The organism is Novosphingobium sp. PhB165, from assembly GCF_004341845.1.
Classification (GTDB): Bacteria; Pseudomonadota; Alphaproteobacteria; order Sphingomonadales; family Sphingomonadaceae; genus Novosphingobium.
Window position 1 is genome coordinate 523,350 of sequence record NZ_SLVB01000002.1, and the last position, 20,977, is coordinate 544,326.

The window sequence follows — 20,977 nt, forward strand, 5'->3', positions numbered from 1 at the left end:
TGCCCTTTATGCGCCGATAGTCGGGATCAATAACCGACCCGTCCGGTCGTATCGTAGCGCAGCGACGTATAGGGAAGTTGGAAGTAGTCAAGCACGGTATAGGCCACTCTGCCGAGGCGGGACTGGGACTTACCGAACAGCAGTTCGCCAAGGTTCAGGCCCACGCCGAAGAAAAGATGACGCTTCGGATCGACACCCGCCGCCTTGTCGGCATTGGAGAAGTCCGAAGCGAAATAGCCGACCTGCAAATCCAGATAGCGAAGCGGTGAGTGATTCAGCTCTTCAAAGCCGGCACCCTTGAGCGAGAACATGAAGCGCTGCTGCGCATAGTGCGGCTTGCCCTGAATACTGTAGATATTGCTGTTGGGAACGATCTCGATCTTGAAGGAGAACTTCTCCTTCATGCCCGGCACCGTATTGCGTAAAACCGACAGGGCTGCGCCGGCGATGTTCATCGAGACGTCCTGAAGCGAATAGCCGCTGTCTGGCTCGATCGCGTCCGAAATCTCGTTGAAGGCCATGAGGCCGGAGGCGATGATGGCCGCCGTGATCGCATCGCCCGCCGTCGCTCCGGTTTTCCGGTGAATCTGGCTGTGGAAGAATTCCGCGAGCAAGTACGTGTCGAACGCGTGGGTAAGCTTGTCGACGCCGATGTTTTCGGTGTCCTTGCCGAAATAGCCTTCATCCTTGAAGTGGAATGGCGCGGTTTCCTCGAAGAATTTGTGCGAGCTGATGAGCGTGAAATAGGCGACGCCGATCAGGGCCTCAGTCCTGACAGTGCGCGCCTGTTGCCAGAACGTGCGATATTGAGACTGGTCGCGCGGGATATGGTCCGACCAGCGGCGCTTGAGCGGATCGGCCGGGCCATTGACGGTATCGCCGCTGACGTCAAGACCGCCACCGCCGAATCCGGCCGCACCGATACCAACATTAGCCGGCTCGCCTCCCGATGCAGCCATGGCCGCGACTTCGGCGGAAGCCTGCGGTGCGTTCCCATCCAGCGCATCACCGAGATTCCAGGCGATGGGCTGGACACCGACGAGGGTTTCGGATGGTGCGACCGGTAGAGTGACGGGTATCTGTTCAAGAGAAGTCGCCGCGCCCTGGCTGTCAGGCGGCGTGCTGGTAACGACCGGAACCGTGTCGCCTGTCGAAGCTATGATCTCGGCGCAGGCAGGGGTTGCCGCCACGCAACCCGCAAGTGCCAGAACCGTGCGTGCGCCTGGACCCATCCTCATCAATCCATGTCACCCTGACCCCTGCCGCCGCACAACGCTCACGTGCCGGACACAGTCCCGGAACCGAACCTTGCGAAAAAGGTTGCCAAATGCCAAACAGAGAGGCCATTGGGCCGCCCCCCGAGATTGGTTTTCTATTTCATATGATTGTTCTCAAATCGGTCAAGTCGTTCCTCATGTTTCCGATTTGGATGGTCCAACTGGGAACCGGGGCAAAGAGCTTTCTCGATAACCCGCTTCTCGGATCCCGCCGCCTGAATCGCCTTGGCTTGCACCGCGTCCGCGTGCAGCTTGCAGGAAGCCTCTGCGCCTGGCGCCGCCGCCGTCTGGCCCGGCGCGTTCGCCCCGAATGGCGCGAGGCGTTCGACCATGACGGCTTCGTGGCGATTTCCGATTTTGTCGCGCCTGAAACCTTCGCAGCCTTGCGCGAGGCGATCCTCGACTATCACGGCCCGGCCCGGGAAATGCGTCAGGGCGATGCGATAACCCGGCGCTTGGCAATCGATCCTGCCATGCTCGAAGCCATCCCTGAACTGCGCCGCCAGCTGGAGCGTGCCGACCTGAAGGCCCTGTTCGCCTACGTGGCGGGTTTCCGGATCACGCCGCTGCACTACATCCAAACGATCGTCACGCACGATCCGGGGGAGGGCGCCGATCCTCAGGAAGCGCTCCACGCCGATGCGTTCCATTCCTCGCTCAAGGCCTGGCTGTTCCTCAATCCGGTGGCGCACGACGAAGCGCCGTTTACCTATGTACGCGGCTCGCACCGGCTGACGCCCGAACGTCTCGACTGGGAATATCGGCGGAGCCTTGTCGGCCCGCAGCAAATGGACCGCCTCTCCGGTCGCGGCTCGCCGCGTGTGAATTCCGCGGAACTGGCCGAAATGGGATTGTCGGAGCCGGAAGTCTTCGCGATCCCCGGCAATACCCTGGTCGTGGCCGACACGCTGGGTTTCCATGCGCGAGGTACCTCGGTGCGGGCGGTCGAGCGGGTGGAGATCTGGTCCTATGCGCGGCGCAATCCATTCCTGCCGTGGCTCGGTGGGGATCTTCTCAGCGTTCGCGGCGTTGCAGAAAGACGTGTCGGCTGGCTCTGGGCGTTGCGCGATCGTTTCGCCGGAACGATCGGCCAGCCCTGGCAGTCCGTCGGAATTCGTAAGGCAGCAGGTGAACTGGGCGACTCGTGAGGTCTCTTTTGGCAATCCGGCCTCGCAACTACAGAATTTTAACAATACTTCGCTGGCATTGCGGGTAACGCCGCCGGAATTGCGACGAAGCGGTGACGTCGAGGGTTTGCAGGGATTTACATGCTGCAATGCCGCGCCTACGTAGGTTGCAATAGGTGTTAAGTCTGCGTGATTAAGTTGCCTAACAGAATATGTTAGGCATTACTTATTGTGCAGTGCAGCAAAAGAGCCCATGCTCGAAGCCGCCAAGAAAAGGGGAGTTGTCTTGTCATCTTCAGTGGTCCTGATGGCGGTCGGGGGAAGCGAAAGCGTACTTTCACGGGCGCGTGAGGTCATCCGGATCGAAGCAAGGACGCTCGATCACCTGGCGACTTCGCTGGACAGGAATTTTGTCTCCGCCTGTGAATTGCTGAGCTTGGCCTCGGGCCGGATCGTCGTTGCCGGCATCGGCAAGTCCGGTCACGTCGGCCGCAAGATTGCGGCGACTCTTTCTGCAACTGGATCGCCCGCCATGTATCTTCACCCCGGCGAAGCGGCCCATGGCGATCTTGGCATGGTGGTGGAGGGCGACGTGATTCTCGCACTCTCCAATTCCGGCAACACTGCCGAACTCCAGGTTCTTTACGACCATGCCGAACGACGGGGGATCCCGGTGGTGGGCGTCACATCCGGCGCCGGTTCGCTGGTCGATCGCCGGTCCACGGTCTGCATCCTGATGCCGCAGGCCACCGAGGCATGCTCGTCGAATATCGCTCCGACCAGTTCGACCGCGCAGCAACTCGCGCTCGGCGATGCCATCGCCATGGTCCTGATGGATGCGCGCGGGTTCTCTCGCGACGGCTTCAAGGAACTCCATCCCGGCGGTTCGATCGGTCTTCGACTGGCCTCAGTCGGGCAGTTGATGCACGGCGATGGCAAGTTGCCACTGGTTGAGCTTGACCTGCCGATGGAAGAAGTCATTTCCCGCATGACATCGATGGGCTTCGGCATCGCCGGGGTTGTCGATGCTGCCGGAAGGCTTGTCGGCATCATTACCGACGGCGATTTGCGGCGCCATTTCCGCACGCTCGATCAGGTCCGCGCGCAAGACGTGATGACCCGCCGGCCCCGCGTGCTGCGCGCTGGCATGGCTGCCGAGGATGCACTGCGCTTCCTCAATGCCTCTAAGATCACTTGCGCCTTCGTGGTGGCGGAAGATGAAGCGTGCTGCGTTCCCGTTCAGGATGCTTCGGTGGCGACCGGCATCCAGATCCCCATCGGGATCATCCATGTCCACGATTTCCTGCGCACCGGACTGACCTGAAAAACAACTCAATGCTCGAAGACAATTGCACGGACACCAATTCGGTGGGCACCAGCCCCGTCGATGTCAGTTTCGCCATTCTCATCCCGGCCCGATATGCCTCCACCCGTTACCCGGGAAAGCCGCTCGTTCGGCTGACCGGGGCCACGGGCGAGGAACGCAGCCTCATCCGTCGTAGCTGGGACTGCGCCATGGCGGTTGGGGGGGCGGCCAAGGGACTAGTCGGCGTCTGGGTAGCCACCGATGACGACCGGATTGCCGAGGAAGTCGAAAGCTTCGGCGGCCAAGTCGTCATGACCTCGCCCGATTGCGCGAATGGCACCGAACGCTGCGCGCAGGCGATTACTCGGCTCGGGCCGGTTGCTGATGTCATCGTCAATCTGCAAGGCGACGCGCCGCTCTCCCCGGCCAGCGTTATCCCGCGCCTGGTCGAGAGATTGTCGCACGATCCCGAGGCCGTGATGGCAACCCCCGCAGTGCGCGCGTCGCGCTCGGTTTACGCGCATTTGACGCAGGATCAGGCCGAAGGCCGCGTCGGCGGCACGACGGCGGTGATCGACGGCCGCGGGCGAGCGCTCTATTTCTCGAAACGCGTGCTGCCCTATCTGCCCCCCGAAGCGGCGGCGATGGAATTCCCTCCGGTCCATCTTCACCTGGGGCTCTATGCCTATCGCCCCGCCGCGCTCGAACTCTACGCGGCGGCAGCGGCCTGCGAACTGGAAAAGCTGGAGGGATTGGAGCAGTTGCGCTTCCTCGACCTCGGCCTGCCGGTTTCGGTCGTTACCCTCGATCCGCTCGAATGGGATGCGATCGAACTCAACAATCCGGGCGATAAGCCCGTGATCGAACGCATCCTGAAGGCGCGCGGCATTGTCTGACGCGCGCCGGAAGGCCTTGGTTCAGTCGATTTCGAGCGGCGCGAACTGCTTGACCAGACTGTCGATGGCCTGAACCTGTTCAAGGTAAGGCCGCAGCTTGTCGAGCGGAAGCGCGCAGGGCCCGTCGCACAGCGCGGCGTCCGGGTCGGGATGAGCCTCAAGAAAGAGCCCGGCGATCCCAAGTGCCATGCCGGACCTTGCAAGGGTAGCTGCCTGCGTTCGGCGGCCATCGGCGCTGGTTTCACGCCCGCCCGGGCGCTGGAGGGCGTGGGTCGCGTCGAATACCACGGGCGCCATGGCCTTCATCTCGTCCATGCCGAGCATGTCCACGACCAGATTGTTGTATCCGAAACAGCTGCCGCGCTCGCACAGCAGGACCTGATCGTTGCCGGCTTCCTCGCACTTGCGGATGATGTGCCGCATTTCGTGCGGGGCAAGGAACTGCGGCTTCTTGACGTTGATGACCCGGCCGGTGCGGGCAATCGCCACCACGAGATCGGTCTGGCGCGCCAGGAAGGCGGGGAGCTGGACGATGTCCGCCACTTCCGCAACGGCTTCGGCCTGGAAAGGTTCGTGCACGTCGGTCAGGATCGGCACGCCGAAGCGCTCCTTGACCTCGGCAAGGACCTTGAGCCCGGCCTCCAGTCCCGGTCCCCGGAACGAGCCGATGGACGAGCGGTTAGCCTTGTCGAAGCTGGCCTTGAACACATATGGCATGCCAAGTTCGCCGGTAACGCGCACAAATTCCGCAGCGACTTCCAGCACGATGTCGCGCCCCTCGATCACGTTCATGCCGCCGATCAGCACCATGGGCAGGTCGTTGGCGAAAGTGACTTCGGGTGAAATGCTGATCGCGGTGGGCAAGGCAATGTCCTCGTCGTGGCAGGCGGTACCGCTGCCTGTCTGGTTAAGGCCGTCCGGTTCGGTTTCGGCAGGCAATTCCCTCAGCAATCGCCAGGCCCAAGTGTCAAGATGGGGTGCTTCCAGCGCTGTGGAGCATATGGGCGGCGGCGCTGCCTGCGGAGGCGCCATCGACCTCCATTCCGGCGGCAGCCATCAGGCTGGGCGCGCATTGCGGGCGGCCGAACAGGAAGCCTTGGACCTGATCGCAGCCCTCAGCCTGAAGCAGATCGACATGCAAGTGCGTCTCGACGCCTTCGGCAAGGACCGGCACGTCAAGGCTACGGCCGAGCGCAAGCACCGCGCGGATGATGGCGCGGGCCTGAGGGCGGTCTTCCGAACCGGTAACGAAGGATTTGTCGATCTTGATCTTGTCGAACGGGAAGGAGTTCAGCGTGTCGAGCGACGAATACCCGGTGCCGAAATCGTCGATGGCGATACTGACGCCCATAGCCTTGAGCTTGCGCAGGATGTGCAGGGCGCGCGCCTTGTCACCGATGATCGCGGTCTCGGTAATTTCGAGTTCAAGGCGGCGCGGCGGCAGGCCGGTCTCTACGAGAATGCCGGCAATGATCTCGGGAAGGTTGGGCAGGCCAAGCTGCACCGCAGAGAGATTGACGGCGACCATATGGTGCTCGGGCCAACGCGCGGCTTCGCGGCAGGCCTGACGGAGGACCCATTCGCCGATGGCGAAGATTTCACCGGTCTCTTCGGCGATAGGAATGAACTCGCAGGGCGTGACGAGGCCTCGGGCCGGGTGATGCCAGCGCAACAGCGCCTCGTAGCCGCTGATGCAGCCGTCCTTGAGCGTGCGCTGCGCCTGATAGAGGATGATGAGCTCGCCGCGTTCTGCCGCGCCGCGCAGATCTGCTGCGATCTGGCGCCGGTAGCGCGCGCTCTCGTCCATGCCCTTTTCGTAGTAGCAGATGCGCTCGCCAAGGTTTTCCTTGGCGCGGTACATGGCAAGGTCGGCATTGTTGCAGAGCTGCTCACGGTCCAGTCCATCCTCCGGATAGGCGGCGACGCCGAAGCTGGCCTTGACGACGAAATCGCCCGCGCCCGAACCGGAAGGCCCGTTGAAGCAGGTGGAGATGCGATCGACAAAATCGGCAAGTTCATGGTTCTCGCGGAACAGGACCGTCGCGGCAAATTCGTCGCCGCCAAGGCGCGCGACGTTCTGGCCCTCCAGCATGGCCTCCCGCAAGCTGGCGGCGACGGCCTTGAGCGCCTCGTCACCGGCGGCATGGCCGCGTGAATCGTTGATTTCCTTGAACCCGTCGAGGTCGAGCACGACCACCCCCAGACGCGCGCCGGAATGAGCGGCGATGTCAATCGCGCGGTCCATCAGGTCATTGAACTTGCTTCGGTTGGGCAGGCCGGTGAGCCCATCGTGCAAAGCAAGATGCTCGATCCGCGCTTCCGTCCGGCGCTGTTCGGTAATGTCGTCGAAGGTTGAGACCCAGCCGCCGTCGGGGAGGGGGCGCGAACGGACCGAAACGACGAAATCGTCATATTCCGAAACATCGGGCGCGCGGCCGTGGCTTTCGAGCGCGGCATCCAGATTGTTGAGTACACGCATCACGCGCCGTTCGATTTCGGCCGGGGGAGCCCGATTGCCGATGGCCGCCTGGGCAATGTCCCGCATGGTCATGCCCAGGCGGATATCGCCGGGAGCCAGTCGATACATCTCAAGGAAACGCTGGTTCCACAGGACCAACTGCCCGTCCGCGCCAAACAGGCACAGGCCCTGATGCATGTTCTCCAGCGCAAGATCGAGGCGGCGCCCGACAAGCTCCAGCCTCTCGTTGTTGAGGCGTTCGTTGCGGCGCATCATGATTTCGGCGCGGCGACTGATGGCGGCCGCTGTCGCGGCAATTGCCAGCGTGCTGAAAGCAGCGACGAAGACCCACAGCGACATCGCGCGGGGCGACATCATCGTGTCCGATGAGAAGTCCGCGCGCGAGGGGATCAACGAAATCGCGGTCATGCCCGTGAAGTGGAGCAGCACGACGGCAAAGGCCATTAGCATCGCCGCTGCCGCCCCCGTGCCGGCCGACTGGCCGCGCAGCGCCAGCGGGATCGCAAGCGTGAAAGGCGCAATCGCCAGCACGACCGAAACGACCACGTAGCCCAGGTCCCAGCGAATGATCGCGGGCATTTCAAGCGCGGCCATGCCAAGATAGTGCATCGCCGCAACGCCGCCGCCCATCAGCAAGGCGCTGCAAAACGACCCTGTTTTCGAATCGAAACGGGCTGCTAGCAGCAATGCGGCGACCGATGTCCCTAGCACGATGGCCAGCGAGGCAGCGGTTTCCGCGAAATCGTAACCGAATACGAATCCTGGATCGTAGCCGAGCATGGCGATGAAATGGGTAGCCCAGATGCCCAGTCCGGCGACAATGCCGGTAGTGGCCAGCCAGGCCGTCTTTTCGCGCCCATGGGCCCAGCGGATCTGCCGGGACAGCCGTACCGTGCCGATCGCGGTCAGCGCACAGACGAGCGCTGCCAACAGGACGAGCGGAAAATCGTGCCGGTCACGAATGCATTGCAGGATGAGGAGCATCAGGCTTTCTTCGGGGGGATGTGTGCGACCTTATTAGGGCAATATCCCGGCATTTCTGCTAGATTTGGTTAATTAATCGAGATTTTCTAGGAAGGCATTGGTCCGGAAGGAAAAACTGGCGAAAAAATGGGCTGTAATCGATAGCGCAAGGAAAATGCCCGCCTTCCGTTAGATGATGTCAGCTTCTCTTGACACTTCTGCTGCCCCATGTCAGCTATACCTTACATGAGCAGAGACCGGACATGAACAATCGGCTGCGGGAACTCCGCAGTGAACACGGCCTCAGTCAGGCTGGGCTGGGTGGCAGCGTAGGAGTCTCGCGCCAGGCCATCAACCTGATCGAGAACGGTAAACATGATCCGTCGCTTTCGCTCGCCTATGCCATTGCACGGGTCTTCGGGCTGCCGGTGGAAGCAATCTTTTGGGAGGGTGACGATGAGCCGTGCCGATGAGAAATGGGAACGCAGCTACAAACGCAGAAAGCTGGCTCTTTTCGGGCTGGCCGTATTGCTGAGCTGCCTCATGCCGGTGGTGATCGGCATCGCGGGTGACGAAGGCGCGGTCTTTCCCAAGAGAATTTATCCCAGCTACGGTATACATCTGCCGCTTCCGGCACGGATCGCGGTGGCCTTGGCATTTGCCATCTGCCTTGGCTTATTGGCGCGTTTGAATTGGCGCGCCTCGGACGAGGTCCGGCGCGCGCATATGCTTGCTTTTGGGGCGGCAACAGGGCGTGCTGTCGGGTTCACCTTTTTCGGATTCCTGATGTTCGGAAACGAAATCCCTGAAGCCGCAAGATTGCCATTGGCTTTCCTGCTGCCCATCATGGCCGGCCTTGCGTTTGTGGTTACCCGCTGGTTTCGGGACGGCTACGTATGGTGAGACCCGCCGGGCTTCTCCCAACTCGCGATGCGCCGTGAGAGCGACGTCGCGTCAGGGGACGCCCTCGTGGGGCCACGGTATGAATTGATAATATATCTTATGTTAAATTAAGCCACTCCCACAAGCGCGGCGATGTCCTTCAGCGAACGAGGCGCTGCAAGGTGGAAGCCCTGCACGAAACGAAATCCCAGCGAACGGACGGCGGTCAGCTGCTCCTCGGTCTCGATGCCCTCGATCACGCAATCGAGCGACATGGAGAATGCTAGCGACCGAATACCATTCAGCACACGGCGGCACGAAATATCCTCGATGCGGTCGGCAAAGCTCTTGTCGATCTTGAGCACGTCGAGTGGCAATTGCTGCAACGAATTGAACGACGAAAAGCCCGTGCCAAAATCGTCGAGCGCTATCTTTGCGCCGGTTTCCCGCAAATGCTGTAGCTCGCGAACGGCGGTAGCGAAGTTTGAGATCAGCGAGGTTTCGGTGACTTCAAAGACCAGCCGGTACGGGTCGATGCCGCTGGCGCCAATACGGTCCAGAATGCCGGTTATGGTTTGCGGATTGGTCAGGTCTCCGGCCGAAAGGTTGAACGAAATGCGCAAGTGTTGCGGCATGACGGCGGCCGACGCCAGCGCGAGATCGAACAAATGCAGCGTCAGAACCCGTAGAATTCCAAGCCGTTCGGCGCAGGACACCAGCATTTCCGGCGCCACTGTTCCCGCGATCGGCGAAGACCAGCGGGCCAAGGCTTCGGCTGCGACCGGCACCATCTTCTCGATATCGTAGATCAGTTGGAAGACCAGCGAGACTTCCCTCGACAGATCAGCCGACTGAAGCGCGGATTCAACAAGGTGATCGGCGCGGATCAGGTTTTCGAATTCCGCCGAAAACTTCAGGCAATTGCCGCGTGCATGGCGCTTGGCATAGTAGAGCGCGAAATCCGCCCGGTCGAACAGGTCGTTCACATCCCGGCCTGAATCCGGATAGGCCGCCACCCCGCCCGAAGCACCGACCGAAACCAGCGTATCGCCCAGCTCCACCGGTTCCTGGACCGTCAGGCAGATCCTCTGCATGAGTTCTTGCGCCGCGTCGATCGCAGCGGGAACGATCACGCCGAATTCGTCGCCGCCTAGCCGGGCGACCGTGGCCTTCCCGTCACACAAGGCCGCAATCCGGCCGCCGATTGCCTGAAGCAGGCGGTCCCCTTGCGCATGTCCGTGGGTGTCGTTGACGGGTTTGAAACCGTCGAGATCCAGCAGGCCGATCGAGAAGCGCTTATCGGGTGAGCAGCCTTCGAGGCGCTGTTCGACATCTTCCAGAAACCGCCGCCGGTTTGGCAATTGGGTAAGCGCGTCGGTGCGGGCAAGCCGGGCACTTTCCGCCTCAAGGCGTTCTGCTCGCCGCTGCCCCGCGATCAGGGCATCGCGTGAGGCCTCAAGATGGACGAACGCGGCGAAAGAATCGCGGATGACGAAGAGGATCAGCCCCGTCACCACCCCGATCGAAAGCGCCATCGCGATGCGCTCCTCACTGCCCTGTAGCACGCAGTAGAGCGTGAACGCGCAGATCACGATCACGCCGATCGCTGTCGCCGCGCGCGGAAGGTAGGTGAGGCAGAAGATGCAGGCCATCATGGTCGCAGCGATGAACAGCATCACGTGCCCGCGCTGCTCGGGCGTGCCATATTGGTCGAGGACGAGCGCCCAGGCCAGAAAGCCCAACGCCATTCCGATACCCAGCCATGTCGTGCGGCGCATGAGGCGCTCAGCCTCGGTCACGGCAATGGCAGCGGGGGCTACCGGCCGCGTCCAGACGTGGATGCGCTGGAGGCAGGCCAGCACCAGAAGAAAGGGCACACCAAGGGTCAGGTATAGCGGCGCGGTAGCTCTATGGGTGAATGCCAGCGCCACAACGTTAATCGCCAGCACGCCGTAGAGCGGCGGGATATGGCGCCTGAGCCGCAGGTACTGGGCCACCGGTAGCTCAAGCTGTCCGTCCTTTTGCACCTGCCGTTTCCTCTGTCCCGCGATCCTCCCGTCAGGAGGTGTCCCGATGTTCTTGGGGCCCGCCCCTCGATTACCGGGCCCCTATCCTTGGAACCCCTATCGACATTGCGCGTTCCCATTCCGCCTTCGCGACGATTTTGCACTCCTTTACATGACATTGGCGCCTTCAAGAACCACGGAAGAATCCGGTGCAATCAAGTCCGAAGGCAAATCGGAGCGCAATATCTGGGGGAATGAGTGAGGAAAATGCGCTTCGAGGAACCCCGCGGACGGAGCGTTGGTGGGTCGAAAACGGGCCCAAACGGGCATCCCATCGGCCACTCGCCAGCTGCGGCACAATCGCTGCACCACACCAGAAAATTCGCAGCGCGAGGCTTTTGAACTTTTCGCTCCGCGTAAACTAGATATTAACCAATTTTAATGATGTTGCCGTGACGATAGGGGGAAACGCAGCATGCGCATCGATGCCCGAAACCTTTTGGACCGTTTGGGCCGAAGCGACTTCGCCTATCGCGAATTCGAGGATCGTTTCACCGATCTTGAGCTCTGGCCGATCCTGGAATCCCTCCTCCGCGATCCTCGCCTTCAGGCGCTCGATCCGGGAACACCGCAGGGCAATGGCCCCGGCGCCTCTTCCCCGGCAGCCGAACGTGCCCAGCCCTCGATCACTCCGCACCCAGGCACTTTGAGCGGCACGTCAGCGAGCCCCCTGACCAAACCGGCGGAGGAACCGCTGAAGGTCCTGTTTAGCCGTTACGAGCAAGGCGCCCAGCCTGCCTTGCCCGCTGAAGAAGCGCCTGCCCCGCCCCCACCCCAGGACATTCGAGGCCTGCTGCGCCGCCTGTCGCAATCGGGCGGAGACGCGCGCGGAAAGCCGGGCGAGCAGGGAGAGAACTGATGCCAATGGTCCTATGCCATGCGCCGAAGGGCGGCACCGGCACGACATTCGTCGCCGCGCACCTCGCCATGGGCCTTGCTGCCGAAGGCGCCGACGTGACGGTGCTGACAATGGCCGCGCGCGACACCATGGCGCTGCATTTCGGACTTTCGCAGGCGATATCCCTACCCTCGTTGACCGCTCCGGCCGACGAGGCCGTGTTGGTGGGCGGCATCAACTTGCGCTACTGGCACCGTTCGGCCGAAGACGCCGATCTTCTGCCGATGCTGAATGACCTTGGTTACCTGACGCCGGGCAAGGACCGCGTGCTGGTGGTGGACATGCCCTCGGGCGAATTCCGCGCGGCGTTGCGACTGGTCGAGCATGCCTGCGCCCACCTCTGCACCCTGACCGCCCAGCCCGACACGCTGGCACTGCTGCCGCAGATGTTCGGAGAAACCGGGAGTGAGGGTCTGCTGCGCACGGCCTTCGTGATCAACGCACTGGATGAAACGCGCCGCCTGTCCCGGCATGGCGCCGCTTTCGTGCGCGAATTGGCGGGGCAGCGGCTGATCGGGCGTATCCGCCTTGACGAGGCCGTCCCAGAGGCCATGGCCATGTTGCAACCCCTCTCCCGCTACGCTCCTGCCAGCGCGGCACTGCACGATGCACGGGCGATTTCCGGCGCAATTCTACCCGCGCTGGAATCCACCGCCGCCTCCTGGATCGCACCGACCGCGAGCCGCGCTGCATGAGCGGTAAAATTCTGCCCGGCAGGGCGTTCCGGTACCTCGCCGTTGTGCCGATCGTGCTGATTGCCGCAATGGTGGTCGGCGTGCCGCTCGATACGCGGGCGCAGTGGATATTCGCGGCAGTGGCGATCGCCGGGACTCTTGTCCTGCGGCGCTGGCCGGGCCGCAAGGGCTCGCTGGCGCTGGGCCTGCTCGCGGTGCTGATCTCCACCCGGTATATGTTCTGGCGAACCACCCAGACGCTGGCCTTCGGCACTTTGCCGGAATTCCTGCTCGGCGGCGGCCTGTACCTTGCCGAACTGTATGCGTGGGTCATCCTCGTCCTCGGCTTCGTGCAGACGAGTTGGCCGCTCGACCGCCCGGTGATCGAGCCCATCGGTGATCCGGAGAACTGGCCCACCGTCGATATCTACATCCCGACCTACAACGAGAGCCTCGGCATCGTGCGCAACACAGTGTTCGCGGCGATGGACCTCGATTATCCGGCCGACCGTTACCGCGTCTTCATCCTTGATGACGGCAAGCGCGCCGAATTCCGCGCTTTCGCGCGCGAAGCGGGTTGCGGCTACATCACCCGCGATAGCAACCTGCACGCCAAGGCGGGCAATCTCAACGCGGCGATGGGCAAGACCGACGGCGAGTTGATCGCCATCTTCGATTGCGACCACGTGCCCACGCGCGCCTTCCTGCAACTCACGGTCGGGTGGTTCCAGAAGGACCCGCGCCTTGCCCTGTTGCAGACGCCGCACCACATGTATTCGCCCGACCCGGTCCAGCGCAATCTTGCCGGCGTGATCGAGGACATGGCGGGCGAAGGCGACTTGTTCTACGGCCCGGTGCAAGGCGGCAACGACTTGTGGAATGCGGCCTTCTTCTGCGGATCCTGCGCGATCATCCGGCGCGAGGCGCTGATGGAGACCAACGGCTTCGCTGGCGAGACGGTGACCGAGGACGCGCATACCGCGCTCAAGCTCCAGCGCACGGGCTGGAACACCGCCTATGTCAGCGCCCGCCTTTCCGCGGGCCTCGCCACTGAGCGACTGGTGCTCCACGTCGGCCAGCGCATCCGCTGGGCGCGCGGTATGACGCAGATCCTGCGCATCGATAACCCGTTGTTCGGGCGCGGCCTCACCTGGCAGCAGCGGCTTTGCTACCTCAACGCGATGCTGCACTTCCAGTATCCGTTGCCGCGCATCGCCTTCCTGACCAGCCCCCTCGCCTACCTGATCTTCGGCCTCAACATCATCCAGGCCTCGGCCTCGTTGATCTTCGCCTATGCCATGCCGCACCTGTTCTGCGCCTCGGCCTCCAACTTGCGCACGCAGGGTGGAGATCGACGGCCATTCTGGGGCGAGGTCTACGAAACGATCCTGGCCTTCCACTTGGTGAAACCGACGCTGATGACGCTGTTCCAGCCCCGCAAGGGCAAGTTCAATGTCACCGACAAGGGCAGCCTGCTGGACCGCACTTATTTCGACTGGGCGATCGTGCGCCCGCACCTGATCTGCATCGGGCTGCTGGTGATGGGGATCGTGCTGGCCGTCGTGAAATGGCTGTTCTTCCCCTACATGTTCAACGTCCAGACCGATACGCTGGTGCTGAACGCGGCATGGGCATCGTTCAGCCTGATTATCCTGGTGGCGGCGGTTTCCGTCGCGCGCGAGACGCGGCAGGCCCGCAGAGACATCCGCATCCCGGTCGAGCTGCCGGTGACGGCATACCTCACCTCGGGCCACGTGCTGGCCGCGCGCACCATCGATATCTCGATGGGCGGTGCCGGACTTTCTCTGCCGGCCGGCCAGCCCATTCAGAACCTTGCGGTGGGCCACATCACAATGGCCATGGGCGACGAAGTGCTCTCGATCCCGGTGGAGACGCTGCGCACCAGCGGCAACAATGTCTACGTCCGCTTCGAACAGCTTGACGTTCTGGCTGGTCGCCATCTCGTTCGCGCAGTCATGGGCCGCGCAGACGCCTGGCAGCCCTCGGGCCCCCACGAGCAGGTCCACGGGATCCGCTCGCTCGCCGATATCATCCTTGTCGACATGGTGACCATCAAACGCATGCTGCGCCTCAATTTCGCCGAACGGCGCGTCATGCGCGAACAGGCCGCCCTTCTCGCTCCCGTCGAACCTTCCGATCCCTTCCATCCGCAGGACAGCACGCCGGGCTCCGCCAAGGCGCCGAAGCGCCCGTTCCGGCGCGTCGCCAAGGCCGCCGCACTGGTTGCCGCGCTGGGGCTGGGACTGGCGACTATGGTGTTCAGCACCCGCGAGGTCCATGCCGCGCCCGTGCCCGCCGCCAAGGCAGCCACAAAGCCCGCGGCACCGGCAGACCCCGCGTCAGCTGCACCCGCTTCCGCGCCGGGCGGCATCGCGGAGCGGCTGACGCTCAAGGACATGCGCATCACCAGCCCGATCCGCCTGCAAGGTACGCAGGGCGAAATCGGCATTCCCTTCGGCATGCGGCAGGACCGCGTCGTTACTTCGGCCGTACTGACCCTGCAAATGGCTTGGTCGCCGCAGATGCTGGATGACATGAGCCACCTCGTCGTCATTGTGAACGGTGAAGTGGTGCAAACCCTGCCGCTCACGCGGGGCGATGCGGGCGGGCAGGTGCTGCGTATTCCGATCAATCCCGCGCTTTTCCTGCCGGGCGATAATCAGCTCAACTTGCGCCTTGTCGGGCACTACGCCCGCGATTGCGAAGATCCGTTCAATTCGGTGCTCTGGGCGAACATCAGCAATGTGCGCTCGTGGATCGATTTCAACTATCAGCCGCTCGCCTTCGGGCCCGATCTTGCGCGACTGCCGCTGCCGTTCTTCGACAAGGGGCAGAACGCGCCGCTGCGCATGCCGTTCGTGTACGCGGGCACACCTCACAAGGGTGAACTGGAGGCATCCGCCGCCACGGCCTCGTGGCTGGGCGCGATGGCCAGCTATCGCCGCTTCTCGTTCAAGCCGGTCTACGGCGCCTTGCCCAAGGGCAACGCAGTGGTATTCCTCAAGGCCGGCCAGTCGATCCCGGGGCTGACGCTGGCCCCGATCACCGGCCCTTCGGCCGCGGTTATGACCAACCCTGCCGATCCCACCGGCACGCTGCTGGTATTCATGGGCCGCAGCGACGGCGAACTGCGCCTTGCCACGGGCGCGGTGGCACTCGGACGCGGCGTGTTCGGCGGCCAGCGCATGGCCTTCGACGGCGTTCGCATCCCGACCTGGTCGCGCTACGGCGCTCTGCGGTGGATCACCACCGATCATCCGGTCCAGCTTGGGCAGATCATGCCGGCCTATGCGCTGCAAGGCATGGGTTTCCGCCCCGGCACGCTGAGCGCCAGCTTCCGCGTCGCGCCTGACCTGTTCTTCTGGCCGCGTGAAGGCGGACGGTTGAATCTGGGCTACCGCTATCCGGTCGCGCAGTGGCTGGACAAGCGCGCCTCCCGCCTCGACGTGTCGCTCAACGGGCAGTACCTGAAGTCGCTGCCGTTGGGCTCGCGATGGTGGGAGGAACTGTTCGGTCAAAGCGGGGCCAAGAGCCAGGATTCCGACGCCTCGATCATCCTGCCGCGCTACAACCTGTTCGGCCAGAATGAGCTGACATTCGACTATAATCTGGTCATCGCCGACAAGAAGAAGTGCACCGGTACCCTGCCGGAGAACGTCCGCACTTCGGTCGATCCCACCAGCACGATCGACTTCACTTCGGCCTACCACGCGATCCTCATGCCGGATCTTGCGACTTTCGCCGGTGCCGGTTTCCCCTTCACCGTGGCGCCGGATCTTGGCGAGACCACCGTGGTCATGTCCGACAATCCCTTGCCCGCATCGGTAGAGGCATTCCTGGACCTGATGGGCCGGTTCGGGGACTCGACCGGCGTGCCGGTGACGGCCGTCACCGTGACGTCGACAGTCGATGCCGAACAGCTTGCGGATCAGGACGTTCTGGTCGTCGGCCGCGCCGAACTGGCCGGGATTGGCAACTTGTTCTCCCGCGCGCCCGTGCGTTACGTGAACGGGCATCTCGAAGTCTCCCAGCGTTCACCGATGCAATATCTGACTGCATTTTTCGGCGGCACGCAGCGTGACGATCCGATGGCGGCGGCGCCGCTGGTCTTCAACTCGCGTGGGTTCTCGGGCATCGTCAGCTTCCGCTCGCCCTTCGCGTCGGACCGCACCGTGGTTGCCCTTCTGGCGGACAATGCGGCCGCACTCCCCCCGCTGGTCGATGGCATGGCGGACGTGAAGATCAACGCGTCGATCCAGGGCGATCTGGCGGTCACGCGCGGCGACGGCATGAGCAGCTTCGCGATCGGCGACCGCTATTGGACCGGGTCGTTGCCGATCTGGATGAAGATGGCCTACTGGTTCAGCCAGCGGCCGATGCTCATGGGGATCTGCGCGCTCGCGCTCGCCGTGATCCTTGCCGGACCAGCCTACTTCTACTTCCGCCGTCAGGCCCAGCGCCGCCTCGGCAACCCGGACGAAACCGCATGATGTCTGCGACGAAGAGCCTGCGCCTCACCGGGCTTGCTTTGCTGCTGAGCGTGGCACCAATCGGCCTCGGCGCCGGTACGGGCGTGGCAGTTGCAGAGACGGCCGGCGTCGCGGCGCTGTTGCAGCAGGCCAAGTACTGGCGCTCGAAAGGGCGAGAGGATCTGGCCCAGCAAGCGCTGCGCCGCGCGCGCGCAATCGATCCAAACAATCCGGACGTGCTCGCGGCGATGAGGAGTGCACCCGCACGTCCGGCTCCCGCAGCGCCGCCGCCACCGCCACCGCCACCGCCACGCAACGCGGTCCCGACGCCGCCACGGGCAACGGCGCCAGCCACGCCCACGCCTCCCCCCGCGCAGCGCAAACCCGCCCCGGCACCCACACCGCCGAGCCCCGCCGTGACGGCTGCGAACCGTGGTGGGCAGGCACGCGTCGCCGGCTTCGCCGCGCTCGACAAGGGCGATCTTGTGGGCGCCTCCAGCCAGTTCGAGCGGGCGCTGGCGATCAATTCCCGCGATCCCGATGCGCTTGGCGGCCTCGGCATCGTGCGGCTGCGACAGAGCCGTTTCGCGGAATCGGCCAACCTGCTCGATCAGGCCTCACGCCTCGGTCGTTCGGAACAATGGGCGCAGGGCCTCACCTCGGCGCGATTTTTCGCGGGACTTCAGGACGCGCGCGACACTCTGGCACGCGGAGATGCCGCTGGAGCACAGCAGAAGGCCGAGGCGCTTGTCCATTCCGGCTATGCGCAACCGGCGCCCGCGCTGGAACTGCTGGCGGACATCTATGAGCAGCAAGGCCGCCACGCCGACGCGGCGGATCTCTACCGGCAGGCCAGCCAGGGCGGCGGCGCTACCGACGACAAACGCCTGCAACTGCGCGCGGCACGCAGCCGGGCCATGGCGGCGGCGGCCAATGGCGACGATCTGGGTGCTATCCGCGAATTCCAGGCCGGGCTCGTGCTCGATCCCGAAGATCCATGGATCCGCTACGAATTCGCGCAATTCAATCTGAAACGCGGCCGCATTCCTGAGACCGAGGCGCTGGTGCGCTCGCTGGTCAACAAGGGCCAGCCCGACGCGCTCTACGCCGCCGCGCTGATCAATGCAGACATGGGGCGTCCGACAGAGGCCGCCCGCCTGATCGACCTGATCCCCGAAACCCAGCGAACTGCGCCGATGCGTAGCTTCGCCGTAAGCGTGAAAACCGACGAGGCGATTGCACGCGCGAAGGCGCTGGCAGCGGCAGGCCAATCCGCACAAGCGCTGAACTCGCTGCGGGAACTCGGCGGGATGAGCGGTATTCCGGCGGGCAAGCAGGCGGCCATCGCCAATGCCCTTTACGAGTTGGGCGATACCGCCGGTGCCAGCGCGGTCGCGGAAAACGCGATGCGTGGGCAGATTACCAGCGTGGAGGACTATGAGGGCCTGATCGGCACCTTGGCGCGCGTCGGCCGTGACGATCTGGCGCGTGAAGCGCTGGAGCGCGCCGGCGCATTGGCGGGCAATTCTCCGGAAGGTCAGCGCGCCTATGCCCGGATGAATGCCTCGCTGATGGTCTCGCAGGCCGATCACGCGCGGCTCGAAGGGCGCTACGCCGATTCCTTCGACATTTTGCAATCGGCCTGGAGCGCCTCACCCGATAGCACCGATGTGCTGACCGGTCTCGCCCGGCTCTATCAGACCGGCGGCATGTCCGCCCGCGCCGCGCAGACCTGGCAACTGGTGTTGGCCCGCAAGCCCGGCGACCGCGACGCCCTGCTCGGTCTTGCCGAAACGGCACAGGCGGCCGGCGATGGCGAACTGTCGCGCAAGGCGCAGGCCGATGTGCTGCGCGCTTTCCCGCAGGACTACGAAGTGCGCATGACGCTGGCGCGGGTCGAACAGGCCCGAGGCGACAACCGCGCCGCTGCCCGCATGCTCAGGGATGCTCGCGATCTCTATGTCGCGCAGCAGGGTTCCGCCAATGCGCTGGCCGGGGGAAATCCCTTTGGCACGACGGGCCCTGCAGGTTCGGCCAATCCGTTCCGCAATCAGGCGGCAGCAGCGCCGCAACCGGTCAATCCCTTTGCGCTCGGTTCGGGCACGCGGCTACCGTCGGGCACGGTCGCGGCATCTTCGCCCATGCCGATGGCACCGTCCGCCCCCATGGCGGGCCCCAGCACCGTGGCTTATGCCAGCCCCGCTTATGGCGCGGGTTCCGTAAGCGCGGCGCCGACCTCCAACTTCCCGGTGAGCGCACCGCCCTCCATTGCCGTGCCGGGCGATCCGGTCATGGCGCAGATCCAGTCGAAGCTTGCGGCACTGACACAGGAAACTGGCCCGCGCGCCGATATCGAGACCGGCTATCGCCAGCGTTCCGGCGAAAAGGGCCTGAGCCGTCTGGATGAGATCAAGGGCTCCGCGCGCCTGTCAACCGACGTGCTCGGCGGCCGGGTCTACGGGAAAGTGGAAGCGACGGTGATCGACGCCGGCTCTCCCAGCAAGTCCGGGCAGGCCCGCTTCGGCCAGAACGCCACGGTGGAGGCCGCGAATATCGTCTCCCAGACCGAGGCCGTGTTTACCGGCCCGGGCAGTGTCAACGATTCAGGCGCCGCCGTCTCGATCGGCTACGAGAGCGATCTCGCTCAGGGCGAAGTCGGCACGACGCCGATCGGCATGGGCAAGACCAAGGTCGCCTTCCACGCCGCCGTCACCCCGAAGATAGACGACAGCCTGCGCGCCAGTGCCATGATCGAACGCAAGCCGGTTACCGACAGCGTGCTGTCCTACGCCGGTACTGTCGACCCGGTGACCAAGGCGCGTTGGGGCCAGGTGATGCGCACGGCCTTCGCCGCCGGGCTTTCCTATGACCACGACGGCAGCGGTGTTTACGGCGAGGGGCGGTACTATCGTTTCGACGGCACCAAGGTCGTTCGCAACGACGGGTTCGAGGCCAATGTCGGCGGTTACCTGCGAACTTACGCGACGCCGCGAGGGACCCTGACGGTCGGCCTCAACGTGAACTATCAGGCCTACGACAAGAGCCAGAACTACTTCACCTGGGGCAATGGCGGCTATTTCAGCCCGCAAAGCTTCATCAGCGTGGGCTTCCCGGTCAACTACACCTTCCAGGACGAGCGCTTCGATTTGCGCGCCTCGTTCACGCCCGGCTTCCAGAGCTACAGCCAGGACGCCAGTCCGCTCTATCCGAACGATCCCGTGCTTCAGTCCCAGCTCGATGCCTACAAGCTGGCCGATAACGACGTACGTGCCTATTACGATGAAACCAGCAAGACCGGCTTTGCGCTTTCGGCGCTGCTCTCGCTTTACTACAAGGTTACGCCGACAACCCGCATCGGCGGTGAAGCGAGCTATAATACCTTCGGAAGTTATGATGAGTTCCGTAGCGTGTTCGGCGTGAGGCAGAACTTCGGGAGCACCGGCAGATGAAGTTCCAGGCATTTCCATCCCCCCGGCACGAAGGGGACCTGACCGGCGTGGGCGGCCTTGCGCTGCTGGCGACGATGACAGCCGCCGAAGTGGGCGAAAGCGCGCCCGCCGGGCAGGCGCGCGCGTTCTTCGTGGCGATCGGCCGCCGCATGGCCACGCTCGTCCCGCTGGAGGACGTCAGCGACGTGGCAGCGCTGCAATCGCGGATAAACGGTTTCTGGCAAGACCTTGACTGGGGCGAAATTGAGCTTGTGGTCGGCGAGGACGCGATTACGGTGCGCCACGTGCACTTGCCGGAGCCGGTCGTGCCCGACTTGCGCCATTCGTGGCAGGCCATGCTGCTGGGGGTTCTGGAAGGCGCCTATGACGCGTGGTTCCGGGCGCTGGGAAGCGGTGAGGCCCTGCGCACGGTGGCCGTCTGGAAGGACGATCTGCTCGAAGTGCGTCACGGACGCTGAACGAGGATTAGA

At 63.7% G+C, this 20,977-nt stretch carries 14 protein-coding genes; 10 read left to right on the forward strand and 4 right to left on the reverse strand.

The window, feature by feature from the left end; genetic code table 11:
• Positions 1-26: 26 nt before the first annotated feature.
• Entirely contained in the window at positions 27-1,190 is a 1,164-nt protein-coding gene (locus EDF56_RS07805) for a DUF2279 domain-containing protein (protein WP_243652463.1), read from the reverse strand.
• A gap of 191 nt (positions 1,191-1,381) precedes the next feature.
• Between EDF56_RS07805 and EDF56_RS07810 the strand changes: the two genes are divergently transcribed.
• From EDF56_RS07810 to EDF56_RS07820, 3 genes are all read left to right on the forward strand, one after another.
• Complete coding sequence (locus EDF56_RS07810) at positions 1,382-2,425, forward strand: phytanoyl-CoA dioxygenase family protein (RefSeq protein WP_243652489.1); 1,044 nt, start codon at positions 1,382-1,384, stop codon at positions 2,423-2,425.
• 265 nt (positions 2,426-2,690) lie between these two features.
• Positions 2,691-3,728 carry a KpsF/GutQ family sugar-phosphate isomerase gene (locus EDF56_RS07815; protein WP_243652464.1) on the forward strand — a complete coding sequence of 346 codons (1,038 nt, stop codon included), beginning with the start codon at positions 2,691-2,693 and terminating at the stop codon, positions 3,726-3,728.
• A gap of 11 nt (positions 3,729-3,739) precedes the next feature.
• Positions 3,740-4,606: a manno-octulosonate cytidylyltransferase gene (locus EDF56_RS07820; RefSeq protein WP_132386164.1), complete on the forward strand. Its 867-nt coding sequence runs from the start codon at positions 3,740-3,742 to the stop codon at positions 4,604-4,606.
• A gap of 21 nt (positions 4,607-4,627) precedes the next feature.
• Here the strand turns inward: EDF56_RS07820 and kdsA are convergent, their stop codons facing one another.
• Positions 4,628-5,470, reverse strand: a complete 843-nt coding sequence (gene kdsA, locus EDF56_RS07825) for a 3-deoxy-8-phosphooctulonate synthase (protein ID WP_347812975.1) — start codon at positions 5,468-5,470, stop codon at positions 4,628-4,630.
• A gap of 103 nt (positions 5,471-5,573) precedes the next feature.
• Positions 5,574-8,069, reverse strand: coding sequence for an EAL domain-containing protein (locus EDF56_RS07830; protein WP_132386166.1), 2,496 nt, complete (start codon positions 8,067-8,069; stop codon positions 5,574-5,576).
• 188 nt (positions 8,070-8,257) lie between these two features.
• Between EDF56_RS07830 and EDF56_RS07835 the strand changes: the two genes are divergently transcribed.
• Together EDF56_RS07835 and EDF56_RS07840 are read left to right on the forward strand one after the other, a co-directional pair.
• Positions 8,258-8,521 (forward strand): helix-turn-helix transcriptional regulator, encoded by a 264-nt coding sequence (locus tag EDF56_RS07835; protein WP_347812971.1) that lies wholly within the window; start codon positions 8,258-8,260, stop codon positions 8,519-8,521.
• Positions 8,505-8,951, forward strand: coding sequence for a hypothetical protein (locus EDF56_RS07840; RefSeq protein ID WP_132386168.1), 447 nt, complete (start codon positions 8,505-8,507; stop codon positions 8,949-8,951). The genes EDF56_RS07835 and EDF56_RS07840 overlap by 17 nt, the downstream gene beginning before the upstream one ends.
• 107 nt (positions 8,952-9,058) lie before the next feature.
• On the opposite strand, the gene EDF56_RS07845 is transcribed toward EDF56_RS07840, so the two are convergent.
• On the reverse strand, positions 9,059-10,957 hold the full coding sequence (locus tag EDF56_RS07845) for an EAL domain-containing protein (RefSeq protein WP_132386169.1): 1,899 nt from the start codon (positions 10,955-10,957) through the stop codon (positions 9,059-9,061).
• 454 nt (positions 10,958-11,411) lie between these two features.
• Between EDF56_RS07845 and EDF56_RS07850 the strand changes: the two genes are divergently transcribed.
• From EDF56_RS07850 to EDF56_RS07870, 5 genes are read left to right on the forward strand one after another with little or no spacing between them, the layout of a single operon-like run.
• Entirely contained in the window at positions 11,412-11,855 is a 444-nt protein-coding gene (locus EDF56_RS07850) for a hypothetical protein (protein WP_132386170.1), read from the forward strand.
• The gene (locus tag EDF56_RS07855) at positions 11,855-12,589 is read left to right on the forward strand and encodes a cellulose synthase operon protein YhjQ/BcsQ (RefSeq protein ID WP_132386171.1); all 735 of its coding nucleotides are present in this window, start codon (positions 11,855-11,857) and stop codon (positions 12,587-12,589) included. The genes EDF56_RS07850 and EDF56_RS07855 overlap by 1 nt, the downstream gene beginning before the upstream one ends.
• Positions 12,586-17,079 carry a UDP-forming cellulose synthase catalytic subunit gene (bcsA, locus tag EDF56_RS07860; RefSeq protein ID WP_132386172.1) on the forward strand — a complete coding sequence of 1,498 codons (4,494 nt, stop codon included), beginning with the start codon at positions 12,586-12,588 and terminating at the stop codon, positions 17,077-17,079. Before EDF56_RS07855 ends, bcsA begins: the two co-directional genes overlap by 4 nt.
• Entirely contained in the window at positions 17,076-20,507 is a 3,432-nt protein-coding gene (locus tag EDF56_RS07865; protein WP_347812972.1) for a cellulose synthase subunit BcsC-related outer membrane protein, read from the forward strand. The genes bcsA and EDF56_RS07865 overlap by 4 nt, the downstream gene beginning before the upstream one ends.
• Positions 20,504-20,965: a cellulose biosynthesis protein BcsD gene (locus tag EDF56_RS07870; protein ID WP_132386173.1), complete on the forward strand. Its 462-nt coding sequence runs from the start codon at positions 20,504-20,506 to the stop codon at positions 20,963-20,965. The genes EDF56_RS07865 and EDF56_RS07870 overlap by 4 nt, the downstream gene beginning before the upstream one ends.
• Positions 20,966-20,977 lie beyond the last annotated feature (12 nt).

Coding starts and splice junctions, on each gene's coding strand:
- EDF56_RS07810 (WP_243652489.1), top strand. CDS start 1,382: ATGATTGTTCTCAAATCGGTCAAGTCGTTCCTCATGTTTCCGATTTGG.
- EDF56_RS07865 (WP_347812972.1), top strand. CDS start 17,076: ATGATGTCTGCGACGAAGAGCCTGCGCCTCACCGGGCTTGCTTTGCTG.
- EDF56_RS07840 (WP_132386168.1), top strand. CDS start 8,505: ATGAGCCGTGCCGATGAGAAATGGGAACGCAGCTACAAACGCAGAAAG.
- EDF56_RS07820 (WP_132386164.1), top strand. CDS start 3,740: ATGCTCGAAGACAATTGCACGGACACCAATTCGGTGGGCACCAGCCCC.
- EDF56_RS07870 (WP_132386173.1), top strand. CDS start 20,504: ATGAAGTTCCAGGCATTTCCATCCCCCCGGCACGAAGGGGACCTGACC.
- EDF56_RS07830 (WP_132386166.1), bottom strand. CDS start 8,069: ATGCTCCTCATCCTGCAATGCATTCGTGACCGGCACGATTTTCCGCTC.
- bcsA (WP_132386172.1), top strand. CDS start 12,586: ATGAGCGGTAAAATTCTGCCCGGCAGGGCGTTCCGGTACCTCGCCGTT.
- EDF56_RS07855 (WP_132386171.1), top strand. CDS start 11,855: ATGCCAATGGTCCTATGCCATGCGCCGAAGGGCGGCACCGGCACGACA.
- EDF56_RS07850 (WP_132386170.1), top strand. CDS start 11,412: ATGCGCATCGATGCCCGAAACCTTTTGGACCGTTTGGGCCGAAGCGAC.